General features: G+C 53.4%; 13 protein-coding genes. 11 read left to right on the top strand and 2 right to left on the bottom strand.

Annotated elements, in window-relative coordinates:
• Window positions 1-9 precede the first annotated feature (9 nt).
• Window positions 10-777: a phospholipid-binding lipoprotein MlaA gene (gene mlaA, locus EX31_RS19725; protein WP_013574531.1), complete on the top strand. Its 768-nt coding sequence runs from the start codon at window positions 10-12 to the stop codon at window positions 775-777.
• A gap of 67 nt (window positions 778-844) precedes the next feature.
• On the opposite strand, the gene fadL is transcribed toward mlaA, so the two are convergent.
• The gene (fadL, locus tag EX31_RS19720; RefSeq protein WP_037036244.1) at window positions 845-2,122 is read right to left on the bottom strand and encodes a long-chain fatty acid transporter FadL; all 1,278 of its coding nucleotides are present in this window, start codon (window positions 2,120-2,122) and stop codon (window positions 845-847) included.
• Window positions 2,123-2,538: 416 nt separating this feature from the next.
• On the opposite strand from fadL, the gene EX31_RS19715 reads away from it, so the two are divergent.
• From EX31_RS19715 to sixA, 4 genes are all read left to right on the top strand, one after another.
• Window positions 2,539-2,871 (top strand): YfcZ/YiiS family protein, encoded by a 333-nt coding sequence (locus EX31_RS19715; protein ID WP_013574533.1) that lies wholly within the window; start codon window positions 2,539-2,541, stop codon window positions 2,869-2,871.
• A gap of 207 nt (window positions 2,872-3,078) precedes the next feature.
• Window positions 3,079-4,392, top strand: a complete 1,314-nt coding sequence (gene fadI, locus EX31_RS19710) for an acetyl-CoA C-acyltransferase FadI (protein ID WP_037036242.1) — start codon at window positions 3,079-3,081, stop codon at window positions 4,390-4,392.
• Window positions 4,389-6,590 carry a fatty acid oxidation complex subunit alpha FadJ gene (gene fadJ / locus EX31_RS19705; RefSeq protein ID WP_037036240.1) on the top strand — a complete coding sequence of 734 codons (2,202 nt, stop codon included), beginning with the start codon at window positions 4,389-4,391 and terminating at the stop codon, window positions 6,588-6,590. The genes fadI and fadJ overlap by 4 nt, the downstream gene beginning before the upstream one ends.
• 421 nt (window positions 6,591-7,011) lie before the next feature.
• On the top strand, window positions 7,012-7,500 hold the full coding sequence (sixA, locus tag EX31_RS19700; RefSeq protein ID WP_013574536.1) for a phosphohistidine phosphatase SixA: 489 nt from the start codon (window positions 7,012-7,014) through the stop codon (window positions 7,498-7,500).
• Window positions 7,501-7,585: 85 nt separating this feature from the next.
• On the opposite strand, the gene smrB is transcribed toward sixA, so the two are convergent.
• On the bottom strand, window positions 7,586-8,125 hold the full coding sequence (smrB, locus tag EX31_RS19695; protein ID WP_013574537.1) for an endonuclease SmrB: 540 nt from the start codon (window positions 8,123-8,125) through the stop codon (window positions 7,586-7,588).
• A 203-nt stretch (window positions 8,126-8,328) separates the two neighbouring features.
• Here smrB and prmB point away from each other — a divergent pair, with 203 nt between their 5' ends.
• From prmB to EX31_RS19665, 6 genes are all read left to right on the top strand, one after another.
• The gene (gene prmB, locus EX31_RS19690) at window positions 8,329-9,261 is read left to right on the top strand and encodes a 50S ribosomal protein L3 N(5)-glutamine methyltransferase (RefSeq protein ID WP_013574538.1); all 933 of its coding nucleotides are present in this window, start codon (window positions 8,329-8,331) and stop codon (window positions 9,259-9,261) included.
• An 82-nt stretch (window positions 9,262-9,343) separates the two neighbouring features.
• The gene (gene aroC, locus EX31_RS19685; RefSeq protein ID WP_037036238.1) at window positions 9,344-10,429 is read left to right on the top strand and encodes a chorismate synthase; all 1,086 of its coding nucleotides are present in this window, start codon (window positions 9,344-9,346) and stop codon (window positions 10,427-10,429) included.
• Between the two features lie 8 nt (window positions 10,430-10,437).
• Complete coding sequence (gene mepA / locus EX31_RS19680) at window positions 10,438-11,289, top strand: penicillin-insensitive murein endopeptidase (protein ID WP_013574540.1); 852 nt, start codon at window positions 10,438-10,440, stop codon at window positions 11,287-11,289.
• A 45-nt stretch (window positions 11,290-11,334) separates the two neighbouring features.
• A complete protein-coding gene (locus tag EX31_RS19675) occupies window positions 11,335-12,135 on the top strand; it encodes a sulfite exporter TauE/SafE family protein (RefSeq protein ID WP_037036237.1) in 801 nt (266 codons plus the stop codon).
• Window positions 12,136-12,237: 102 nt separating this feature from the next.
• Window positions 12,238-12,795: an elongation factor P hydroxylase gene (locus tag EX31_RS19670; protein ID WP_013574542.1), complete on the top strand. Its 558-nt coding sequence runs from the start codon at window positions 12,238-12,240 to the stop codon at window positions 12,793-12,795.
• Window positions 12,796-12,819: 24 nt separating this feature from the next.
• Window positions 12,820-13,098 carry a YfcL family protein gene (locus EX31_RS19665; RefSeq protein ID WP_013574543.1) on the top strand — a complete coding sequence of 93 codons (279 nt, stop codon included), beginning with the start codon at window positions 12,820-12,822 and terminating at the stop codon, window positions 13,096-13,098.
• Window positions 13,099-13,161: the final 63 nt, after the last annotated feature.

Raw genomic sequence — 13,161 nt, 5'->3', positions numbered from 1 at the left:
GAGATATCCATGAACTTACGCCTGACTGGGCTGGCGTTTGCGACAGTTTTACTGGTCGGTTGTGCCGGCACATCCGGATCATCGGACAGCGAACAGCAGGGACGTTCTGATCCGCTCGAAGGTTTCAACCGGGTGATGTTCGACTTCAACTATAACTATATGGATCCGTATCTTGTGCGCCCTGTCGCGGTGGCGTGGCGTGATTACGTGCCGCAACCGGCGCGTAACGGTACCAGCAACTTCCTGAGCAACCTGGATGAACCGGCCAGCATGGTTAACTCCTTGCTGAAAGGCGATCCGTACCGTGCAGCGATCCACTTTAACCGCTTCTTCCTGAACACCATTTTAGGGATGGGGGGACTGATCGACGTCGCCGGGATGGCGAACCCGAAACTGGCGCGTGAAGAGGCGCAGGGCTTTGGCAGCACGCTTGGCCATTACGGCGTGGGTTACGGCCCGTATGTGGTTCTGCCAGGTTACGGCAGCGCGACAATTCGTGATGAAGGTGGTGATCTGGTTGATGATTTGTATCCGATGCTCAGCTATCTGACATTCTGGATGTCAGCCGGTAAATGGGTACTGGAAGGGGTGGAAACCCGTGCAGAACTGCTCGATTCTGATGGCCTGATCCGTAACTCTTCTGATCCGTATCTGTTTATACGTGAGGCTTACTTCCAGCGTCATGATTTCCTGGCAAGAGGCGGTCAGCTGATGCCGCAGGAAAACCCGAACGCCGCACTGATTCAGGGCGACCTGAAAGATATCGACTCGGAATAACCTTTCCGGACACACAAAAAAAGCGCCTTCCGGCGCTTTTTTTATATCAGGCGTATCACTCAGTTCATCAGAAGCTGTAGTTAAAGTTCGCGCCGTACAGCATGGCGGTCCCTTTGGCCTGGTATTCGTAATTCGGTACACCATCAGCGACTTTCTCACTGATGTTCACCGTCTGGCCATGCATATAGGAGACACCGACGTCCACAGATGCGTCTTTATTGAAGGCGTAAGTGGTACCGGCTGAAATCCAGAAGCGATCCTGATCCGGGATAGAAATGGTGCGGTTATCTGCCGGAACCGGGCTGTCATCAAAGGCGATACCGGTACGGAACGTCCAGTTATCGTCGTAGTAGTAGGTGGTACCCAACGCGATGCGGTAAGCATCATGAAAGCCTTCATCTTTCTGGAACAGCGTCTGGCCGTTAGAACCGGTGGCTTTCAGCTCCTGGAACTGGCTCCAGCTGGTGTAAGCCAGGCTGTAGTGAATCGCCCATTTCGGTGCCACACGGTTATAACCAGACACTTCCCACATTTCTGGCAGGTTCAGGGTCAGGGAACCCGGAACAGTTTGACCGCCAGTCCCGCCTAAGGCTTTTGGAATGCCGTTGCGGTATTCGCCGTCGAAGTCGATTTTAACTTCTGAGCGATAAGTAAAGCCGTAACGGTTATTGTCATCGACTTCATAAAGGATACCGGCGTTCCAGCCGTAGCCCCACTCGTTGCCTTTCAGCTTGGCGGCTTCAGTATCGGCTGGCAGCAGGCCGCCGGTTTTAATCGGCACCAGTTCACCGGCAGTACGACGGATTTTTGCTTTCGCGTAAACGGCATCAAAGCCCAGGCCGAAGCTGAAATGCTGGTTCAAACGGTAAGCAACGCTTAAGTTAGTGTTGACGGTAGTGAGGTCAGTTTCGCCGCCGATCGGGCCTGCCGGATAATTATCGCTGAATTCTGTCGCCAGACCGTAGTTTGACGTAGCCGATGCACCGACGGCCCATTGATCATTGAGCGGCATAATAAAGTGCAGGTTCGGTACCCACTGATTCGGTGCAATGTTATCCGCATCAGTGCTCTGACCTGTAACCGGCGAGTTGCCCGTCACTTTGACATCCGGGTCGATATAAATCGCGCCCGCGGAGAAGGAAGGACGATCAAACATGGTCATGGTTGCCGGGTTACGGCTCCCGGATGCCGCGGTGTCAGCGATGGCACCTTCACCGGAGAAAGAGCGACCTAAACCCGCAGCGGTGTATTCATTTAACTGAAAACCTGCTGCATATACGTTGGAGGAAACAATTGCCACTGCAGCTGCCAGAGCTGATCTTTTAAACAGGTTTTTCTGGTTCATGACCAAAACCTCAATTTTATGTTTTTTATCAAACAATGTTACATGGAGTAACAATGAGCGCGGGATTGTAGGGTCCGTTATCAGTCTGACAAATCAGACCAGTGAGCGAAGTATAGGTCTGACCTGTGGTGAAGTTGCAATAATGTTTCGTTGATATTTCTTATTTGATGCAAGAAATTGGATCTGCTTAACAAAAAACAAACAATAAAAGTTCAATTAAGAAACGTTAAAGTGAGAACAATAACGCTGTAATCATCGATTACTTACATATACGTGATCTGGATCACCTGAAAGGCACATAATAAGTAAGTGCTAGTGTGTTGTCAGAGAGGTGGCGTAAAATACAGGCTGGAAATAAAACTTTATTCGCAAACAGGCCAGACGGTGGATGTTGCCGTTGGTGCCGGGGAGAAATTATGTCTGACGTAACCATGTCCTCTAAATCCACTCAACCTCTGCATTCCATCAACAAATGTGGTGCGGAAGAAACCGCAGCCTGCTGTTGTGTAGATGTGGGTACCATCATGGACAACACTGATTGCACTGCTTCTTACAGCCGCGTTTTCGAAACCGAAGCCCAGGCGAAAGAAACCCTGCAAGCCCTGACCGAACGTGCCCGCGGCGTAGAATCTGAGCCGTGCGAAATCACCAGCCGTATCGAAAAAGTGGCAGGCGGTGTTGAACTGAATATCGATTTCACTTTCAGCTGTCAGGCTGAAACCATGATCTTCCAGCTCGGGCTGCGTTAATCCCCGTCTGGATAATAAATACCGCTTAAATAAGCGGTATTTTTTTGTCTGCTATTTCTGCCTGCCGCCTTTCTTCTCATTCTTATTTCAGAAAAATTTGCTGTTGCTCGCACTTCATTGCCTTTCACTTTGCCAAATGTAAATACATGGTTAAAACTGAGTTATCAGGTCTGACCTCTTAGGACCCTATTTTTCTCAGGAGCTCGTATGAATAACGTTATTCCACTGGTAACGCGTGAGGGCGATCGCATTGCGATTGTCGACGGCTTGCGCACGCCGTTTGCCAAACAGGCCACCGCTTATCACGGCATTCCTGCTGTTGATCTCGGCAAAATTGTGGTCAGTGAGCTGCTGGCAAAAAGTGGGATAGACCCGAAGCACATCGACCAGCTGGTTTTCGGCCAGGTAGTCCAGATGCCGGAAGCGCCGAATATCGCCCGCGAAATTGTGCTCGGCACCGGCATGAATGTGTCGACCGATGCGTACAGCGTTTCACGTGCCTGCGCCACCAGTTTTCAGGCGGTCGCCAACGTGGCTGAAAGCATTATGAGCGGCATGGTGCAGGTCGGGATCGCAGGCGGAGCGGATTCTTCTTCAGTACTGCCGATTGGCGTCAGCAAACGTCTCGCCCGCGCCCTGGTGGATGTTAATAAAGCGCGCACTCTGTCGCAGCGCCTTTCCATTTTCAGCAAACTGAAACTGCGTGATTTATTGCCGGTGCCGCCGGCAGTAGCCGAATATTCTACCGGTCTGCGCATGGGGGATACCGCTGAGCAGATGGCGAAAAGCCACAATATCAGCCGTGCGCAGCAGGATGAGCTGGCGCACCGTTCTCATACGCTGGCTGCGCAGGCGTGGGAGCAAGATTATTTAAGCTCGCAGGTGATGGCAGCGCAGATTCCGCCTTACCGCGAAGTGCTGCAAAAAGACAACAACATCCGCCTGAATTCTGAAATCAGCCAGTACGCCAAATTACGTCCGGCGTTTGACCGCAAACATGGCACCGTTACCGCTGCCACCAGCACGCCGCTGACTGACGGTGCGGCGGCGGTATTAATGATGAGCGAATCCCGTGCGCGTGAACTGGGCCTTGAACCTCTCGGCTACCTGAAAAGTTTCGCATTTGCTGCCATCGACGTCTGGGAAGATATGCTTCTCGGGCCTGCTTATGCCACGCCGCTGGCGCTGGACCGCGCAGGGCTGACGCTGGGTGATTTGGATCTTATCGATATGCACGAAGCGTTTGCCGCGCAGACGCTGGCGAATATCAAAATGTTAGCCAGTGATGAATTCGCCCGCGAAAAACTCGGCCGCAGTCAGGCAGTTGGCGAAATAGACTGGGATAAATTCAATGTTCTGGGCGGTTCACTGGCCTACGGACATCCTTTTGCGGCCACTGGCGCACGCATGATTACGCAAACGCTGCACGAATTACGCCGTCGGGGAGGCCGTTACGGACTGACGACGGCTTGCGCAGCGGGCGGCCTGGGTGCGGCAATGATTCTGGAGGCTGCGCAATGAGAGATAATATGGAAAATCTGAATCCGGCAGATACGGAAGCTGCCGAACCGGCTTCTGCTTTTTCTCTGATGTTTACTGCTGAACACGTGGGGATTATCACCATCGATGTTCCCGGTGAAAAAGTGAATACCTTAAGGGCTGAATTTGCTCAGCAAATCTGTGCCATTTTGCAAAAAGCGCAGCAGTATCCCAATCTGAAAGGTCTGGTGCTGATTTCCGGCAAACCGGACTCGTTCATTGCCGGTGCGGATATCACGATGATTTCCGGTTGCCGGACCGCTGCCGAAGCCAGTGAACTGGCGCAAAAAGGCCAGACGGTGATGTCGCAGATTGCGTCCTTTTCCGTGCCGGTGGTGGCGGCCATTCATGGTAGCTGTCTCGGCGGTGGTCTGGAACTGGCGCTGGCGTGCCATGCCCGCGTGTGTTCGCTGGATGAAAAAACGCAACTCGGCCTGCCGGAAGTACAACTGGGTTTACTGCCGGGTTCCGGGGGGACGCAGCGGCTTCCGCGGCTTATCGGCGCGCCTAAAGCGCTGGAGTTGATGTTAACCGGTCGCAGTGTTCGCGCGAAGCAGGCGCTGAGAATGGGGCTGGTGGATGACGCAGTACCGTATTCTATTTTGCTGCAAACGGCGCTGGAACGTGTGGCAAAAGGACGTAAATCACGTCCGCCATTGCCGTGGCAGGCGCGTCTGGCCGGTGGCCCGTTGGGCAAAAGTTTGCTGTTCCATTTTGTGCGCAAACAGACGCGGGCAAAAACGCACGGCAATTATCCTGCCACCGAAAAAATCATAGATGTGGTGAAAACCGGGCTGGATCAGGGCAGTGGTAGCGGCTATCAGGCGGAAGCTAAAGCCTTTGGCGAGCTGGTGATGACGCCGGAATCTGCGGCATTGCGCGGCCTGTTTTTCGCCTCCACCGCGCTGAAAAAAGAAAAGGGTGGCGATGCCGAACCCTTGCCGGTTCGCCGTGCAGGTATTCTCGGTGGTGGCCTGATGGGCGGCGGTATCGCGAATGTGACTGCCACCAAAGCCGGTTTGCCGGTGCGTATTAAAGACATTAATCACGAAGGCATCCGTCATGCGCTGAAATACAGCTGGGATTTGCTGGAGAAAAAGGTGCGAGGCCGCAGGCTGACCCGCAACGAGCAGCAACGGCAGATGATGCTGATTTCCGGCACCACGGATTACAGCGGTTTTGCGCAGATTGATATCGTGGTGGAAGCGGTGTTTGAGGATTTATCGCTCAAGCAAGCCATGGTGGCAGAAATCGAGCAAAATGCTGCCCCCCATACGATTTTTGCCTCAAACACCTCTTCTCTGCCCATTCATAAGATTGCAGAGCAGGCTGACAGGCCGGAACAGGTGATCGGACTGCACTATTTCAGCCCGGTGGATAAAATGCCGCTGGTGGAAGTGATCCCGCATGCGGGCACCAGTGCGCAGACGATTTCGACAATGGTCTCGCTGGCCAGGAAACAGGGGAAAACAGCGATTGTGGTGGGCGACAGTGCCGGATTCTACGTAAACCGCATTCTTGCGCCTTACATCAATGAAGCGGCGCGTTGCTTACTGGCTGGTGAACCGGTCGATCACATCGACAAAGCGCTGGTGAATTTTGGTTTCCCGGTCGGGCCCATCCAGTTGCTGGATGAAGTGGGCATTGATGTCGGCACAAAAATTGGTCCGATTTTGGTGGACGCTTTTGGTGAGCGTTTTGCCGCACCCTCCGGTTTTGATGCAGTGCTGAAAGACGACCGAAAAGGGCGTAAGAACGGTAAAGGTTTTTACCTTTACGGGCAGAAAGGGCGGGCGGCGAAGAAGAAGCAGGTCGATCCGGCGATTTACCGTCTGCTGAATGTCACGCCAAAAGTGCAGCAATCAGAAGATGAGATCGCCCAGCGTTGTGTGATGCTGATGCTCAACGAAGCCGTACGTTGTCTGGATGAAAACGTGATCCGCAGTGCGCGGGATGGCGATCTTGGTGCCGTGTTCGGAATTGGCTTCCCGCCATTCCTTGGGGGACCGTTCCGTTACATGGACCAGTTGGGCATCGCCAGTGTGGTGAAAACACTGGAGCGACTGGCACATCAGTATGGTGAGCGCTTCACCCCATGCGAAGGGCTATTACGTCGGGCGCATCAGGGGGAACGGTTCTGTTCAGATAGCGGGACAGGCGATAAGGTCAGTAAAGTGTGATTGTGGTCACTGCTTATTGCTGAGTTTCGCGAGAATCTGGAACGGATCATGCTTCATGCTTGCAGTCAGACAAATGCCCGCGGGATCTTTTTTATGGTGGGAATGACTTTGTACAGAAACAATCCCAAGCGATTGATCTATAACCTGAGTGGTTAAAAAATCGCCTGAATAGTTTACAAGCGGTAAGGGTTGGTGTAAAAAACAGCGTTTTCTTTACGTGAAGTTTCAGGCAAAATGCCCGACCGCTGATGCTTACCATGCAAAGCATGTGGGCACAGCGCGTTAAGTGGATGTACTGCCTGACAGCTATCTTGTAATGAGAGACATCAATCAGACAGTGATTGAAATGCTGGGCAATGGGTAATACAGCACGCAAGGCGTTTCTGTATGGCGCTATTTTTGTTAACAAAAGCGGTGCAATATGCAAGTTGTAATCATGCGTCACGGTGATGCAGTTCTCGAAGCTGCAAGCGATTCAGTTCGCCCCTTAAGCGAATGCGGATGTGACGAATCAGTACATATGGCTGCCTGGCTGAATGGCCGTGGCGTCAAAATTGACCGCGTTCTGGTCAGTCCGTACCTGCGTGCGCAGCAGACGCTTGAAAAAGTGCGCCAGTGTCTGGCGCTGCCTGAAAACGTTGAGATTGATATTCTGAAAGAACTGACACCGGGCGGAGATCCTGCTGTGGTCGCCAGTGAACTGCAGCATCTGGCGCTGACCGGCGTCAGCGCGGTACTGGTGGTATCTCACCTGCCGCTGGTCGGTTATCTGGTGGCAGAGCTGTGTCCGGGTGTTTGCCCCCCGATGTTCGCCACTTCCGCGATGGCAAGTGTTGAACTGAACGGTGAAACCGGGCAGGGGACTTTCGACTGGCAGTTCAGCCCATGCCAGGTGATGGCTAAGGTTTAGTTTTCCGGGATGGAAAACTAAACAAAGAAAGGCACAGCTTCTGCTGTGCCTTTCTCGTTTCTGGATATCGGTGTTGAGTTCGCGGTTAGCTGATTTTGTCGTCCAGCTCCACCAGCACCAGCAAAGCAGCGTTGCCGCCGAACTCTTTTGGGGCCTGATGGAAGGCTTCGACATCAGGATGCTGTGCCAGCCACAGCGGAGTTTGCTGCTTGAGAATATGTTTGCCGTGACCGTGCATTACGCAGGCGCAATGCACATGTTCGCGGCGGCAGGCGGCGATCAGCGCGCCCAGTTCCTGCTTAGCTTCTTTCTGTGTTAAACCATGTAAATCCAGAAACAGTTCGGGCGAATAATCCCCGCGGCGCAATTTTTTCAATTCGAAATGACTGACGTCAGGCCGGATATGGCGAACCGGACCTTCTTCCTGCAACATCGGCTGGAATTCATCGGAAAAATAATAACTCGCGTCCACCTGTTCCTGAATCAGCTTTTTAGGCGACAGTTCTGATACCTTTTTCCGTAGCGGGCGGTGAGTAATCGTATCGTTTTTCAGGCGCTTGATGCCCGGAACAGCCTCGCGGAATAACGCCGCTTCCTCGGGGCTGAGCAGGTGTTTTTTCTTCATTTTTTTATCGTCATTTTCGTTCAATACAGACAGTGTACCTTCCGTCCCCCTGCGGTTTAAAGAAAACTCAGGGTTAAATTCTTCGAGACATCGCGCAAGTGCGTTGACTAGCTGCTGATTTGTGGCAGGCTTCGTGGCAAACTATGCGGCAAATAATGGGTTAAACGTCTGTTAAAAACCCGTGTACTGCCTGGAGAATAAAATTGGACAAAATTTTCGTCGACGAAGCTGTCAGTGAACTGCATACCATTCAGGATATGCTGCGCTGGACCGTCAGCCGCCTGAACGCGGCCAATGTCTATTACGGTCACGGCACCGATAATCCGTGGGACGAAGCAGTGCAACTGGTCTTGCCAAGCGTGTTTTTGCCGCTGGACATTCCTGAAGATATGCACACCGCGCGCCTGACATCCAGCGAGCGCCACCGCATTGTTGAACGAGTCATCCGCCGCGTTAATGAGCGTGTTCCGGTTGCCTATCTGACTAACAAAGCCTGGTTCTGTGACATGGAATTCTATGTCGATGAACGCGTACTGGTACCCCGTTCGCCAATTGGTGAGCTGATCAGCAACCGGTTTTCCGGCATTCTGAGCGAACAGCCTCAACACATTCTGGATATGTGTACCGGCAGCGGCTGCATTGCCATTGCCTGCGCTTACGCGTTTCCTGAAACCGAAGTCGATGCCGTCGACATTTCTGCCGACGCGCTGGCCGTGGCGGAGCGCAATATCGACACGCACGGTATCGAGAACTGGGTCACGCCAATCCGCTCTGACCTGTTCCGCGAATTGCCGCCGCTGCAATACGACCTGATTGTCACCAATCCGCCGTATGTGGACGAAGAAGACATGTCAGATTTGCCGCAGGAATACCGCCACGAGCCGGTTCTGGGTCTGGCTTCCGGCAGCGACGGTCTGAAACTGACCCGCCGCATTCTGGCCTGCGCGCCGGATTACCTGACCGATAACGGCGTACTGATTTGCGAAGTGGGCAACAGCATGGTGCATCTGATGGAACAGTATCCTCAGATCCCGTTCACCTGGCTGGAATTTGAAAACGGCGGCGACGGTGTCTTTATGCTGACTAAACAGCAGCTCGTCGATTGTGCCGAAGAGTTCCGCGCATACCGCGACTGATATACCCGTCATCGCTGACAATCATGACCGGTGTTGTGCCGGTCATTCAGAAAACAATCAACATAATGGTTAAGGAGCCGTGATGGCAGGGAACAGTATTGGGCAGTTTTTCCGCGTCACTACTTTTGGCGAATCCCACGGTGTGGCACTGGGCTGTATTATTGACGGCGTGCCGCCGGGCATTTCGCTGACCGAAGCAGACCTGCAACACGATCTCGACCGTCGTCGTCCGGGCACCTCGCGTTATACCACGCAGCGCCGCGAAGCCGACGAAGTGAAAATTCTTTCGGGCGTGTTTGAAGGCGTGACCACCGGCACCAGCATCGGTCTGATTATCCAGAATACCGATCAGCGTTCGCAGGATTACAGCGCGATCAAAGACGTGTTCCGTCCGGGACATGCCGATTACACCTACGAGCAAAAATACGGCGTGCGCGATTACCGTGGCGGCGGTCGTTCGTCTGCCCGTGAAACCGCGATGCGCGTGGCCGCAGGTGCGGTTGCCAAGAAATATCTGCTGGAAAAATTCGGCGTTAAAGTGCGCGGATATATGTCGCAAATGGGCGATATCACCTGCGAACTGAAAGACTGGGAACTGGTGGAAACCAACCCGTTCTTCTGCCCGGATGAAAGCAAGCTGGAAGCGCTGGATGAACTGATGCGTGCGCTGAAAAAAGAAGGCGATTCGATTGGTGCCAAAATCACCGTCGTGGCGGATCACGTGCCGGTCGGTCTTGGTGAACCGGTGTTTGACCGTCTGGATGCCGATCTGGCGCACGCGCTGATGAGCATTAATGCGGTGAAAGGCGTGGAAATTGGTGACGGTTTTGCGGTTGTCGCAAAACGCGGCAGCGAAAATCGTGACGAAATCACACCGAAGGGTTTCGAAAGCAATCACGCTGGCGGCATTCTTGGCGGGATCAGCAGCGGCCAGCCGGTCGTAGCGCATCTGGCGCTGAAACCGACTTCCAGCATTACCGTTCCCGGCCGCACGATTAACCGCGAAGGCGAGCAGGTCGAGATGATTACCAAAGGTCGCCATGACCCGTGTGTTGGTATCCGCGCTGTGCCGATTGCCGAAGCAATGATGGCGATTGTGCTGATGGATCATTTACTGCGTCAGCGTGCTCAGAACGGCGACGTCCACTCCACCGTGCCACGCTGGTAATTTATCTGATGAATCCTTTACGCACGCTTCCTGCGTTTCGTGCTGTTTGCGTCAGTTTTCTGGCGCTTGCACTTTGCGCACCTGCCATAGCCGTGACGCCGTGGCAGAAAATCACCCAGCCCATTTCCGGCACGCCGCAAGCGATTGGCAGTTATGCCAATGGTTGTCAGGTTGGCGCACAGCCGCTGCCGCTGAACTCTCCGGCCTATCAGGTAATGCGTACCGATCAGCGTCGCTATTTCGGCCAGCCGGATTTACTGGCGTTCATCACCCGTCTGGGCACACAGGCTCAGCAAAAAGGGCTGGGCACCATGCTGGTCGGGGATATGGCGATGCCGGCTGGCGGGCGCTTTAGCAGTGGTCACGCCAGTCATCAGTCCGGGCTGGATGTGGACATCTGGCTGCAACTGCCGCGTCAGCGCTGGAGCGAACAGATGTTGCTCAAGCCGCAGCCTATCGATCTGGTCAGCGCTAACGGTAAATCCATTGTGCCAGCTCAGTGGCAGCCACGGATCGAAACGCTGATCAAAATGGCAGCGCAAGATAAAGACGTAGTACGGATCTTCGTCAATCCGGCCATCAAACAACAGCTTTGTCTGGATGCCGGAACGGATCGTGAATGGCTGCATAAGGTGCGTCCGTGGTTTGGTCATCGCGCGCACATGCACGTTCGTCTGCGTTGTCCGGTCGGTAACCTCGAATGTGAAAATCAGGCACCGCCGCCTCCGGGTGATGGCTGTGGCGCTGAGCTGCAAAGCTGGTTCCTGCCACCCAAGCCGGGCAGCGGAATCCCTGTGAAAAAAGAGCCGCCTCCGTTGCCGCCTTCGTGTCAGGCGCTGCTGGATAAACACGTTCTTTAATACGTTTTACTCACCCTTCGCCACGCATAGCGAGCTGACAGAAAAATGGACTGGTTGATTGTTGCCCCGTGGGTTTTGGTTGTTTTATTTTTCGTTGCACTGTTTGCCGGTTTCATTGATTCCATTGCAGGTGGCGGCGGATTGATCAGCCTGCCAGCGCTGCTGGCGGCGGGTGTGTCACCGGCGCAGGCAATTGCCACCAATAAGCTGTCATCGATCGGCGGATCTTTCTCTGCCAGTCTTTACTTTGTGCGGCGTGGCGTGGTGGACCTTAACGATCAGAAGCTGAATATCGCCTGTACCTTTACCGGTTCGGTGATCGGCGCGATCCTTATCCAGCATCTGCGCGCCGACATGTTGCGCCAGGTGCTACCGCTGCTGATCATCTGCATCGGTTTATATTTTTTACTGACGCCACGGCTGGGTGAAAGTGACCGGGCAAGGCGCTTAAATGCTCTGCCGTATGCGCTGGTGGGCGGCGGTTGCGTGGGTTTCTATGATGGATTTTTTGGTCCCGGTGCAGGGTCTTTCTACGCGCTGGCCTTCGTGACGTTATGCGGGTTTAACCTGGCAAAAGCCACGGCACATGCGAAAGTCCTGAATTTTACCTCAAACCTGGGCGGGCTGATCTTCTTTATACTGGGCGGAAAAGTGATCTGGGTGCTGGGATTTGTCATGGCCGCCGGACAGTTTATCGGCGCACGACTGGGCGCACGTATGGTGCTCAGTAAGGGGCAGAGGATGATCCGCCCGATGGTGGTTATCGTTTCCGTGGTGATGAGCTGCAAGCTGATTTACGACAATCATGGTGCCGAAATTCATCAGTGGTTAAGCCTGCATTTATAATGTCCGGAGCAGCAGAATGCTTGCCTGAAGTCATGAAAACACGCGTTTAAACAGGGGTATATTGTCGCCCCTGATCTTACTTTAACGAGTTTCACTGCAATTATGTCTGATTCGACTGCAACACATAACTATCATCAACTGATCGACATTTTTGATTCCTGCTTTTTTGAGGAATTTAATGTTCGCTTAGTGAAAGGCGACGACGAACCGATCTATCTGCCTGCTGATGAACAAGAACCGTTTAACCGCATTGTGTTCGCACACGGTTATTACGCCAGTGGCATGCATGAAATTTCCCACTGGTGCGTGGCCGGGGCCGAACGCCGTAAACGGGTTGATTTCGGCTACTGGTATTGCCCGGATGGCCGCGATGCGCAAACACAAAGTGAATTCGAGAAAGTGGAAGTCAAACCACAATCTTACGAATGGTTGTTCTGTGCGGCGGCAGGTTTCCGTTTCAACGTTAGCTGTGACAATCTCAGCGGCGATTGCGAGCCGGACCGCGTGGGTTTCCAGAACAAAGTACGCGAAGAAGTGCTGCGTATGCTGGAGCAGGGTATCCCTGAAAGACCGGCGCGCTTTATTAAAGCGTTACAATCGTTTTACAATACGGCCCCGTTGACGCCTGCAGATTTCCCTGCATTGCAGCCGATCGAATAAGAACTGAACACGAGAGGAAGAGTAATGATCGCAGAATTTGAAACGCGAATTTTAACGCTAATCGACGATATGGTCGAAAGCGCCAGCGACGATGAGTTATTTGCCAGTGGCTATCTGCGAGGCCACCTGACCGTTGCCGTGGCAGAAGCGGAAGAAAACGGTGAACACACCGCCGAAGCGCTGAAACTCCGTGTTCAGGACGGTCTGGACAAAGCCATCAAAGCCGGTGAACTGTCGCCGCGCGATCAGCTTCTGGTGCAGGGGATGTGGGAAAATCTGTATCAGGCATCTCTCCCTCAGTAATCTCTTTTCAGTAAAAAAAAGCGCAGCGACGGATTAACCGGCTGCGCTTTTTTATTGCCTGAG

Source organism: Rahnella sp. WP5 (assembly GCF_000745615.1).
GTDB classification, from domain to species: domain Bacteria; phylum Pseudomonadota; class Gammaproteobacteria; order Enterobacterales; family Enterobacteriaceae; genus Rahnella; species Rahnella aceris.
Note: the sequence above shows the minus strand (reverse complement) of the source record. Positions and strands in the feature narration are given on the sequence as shown.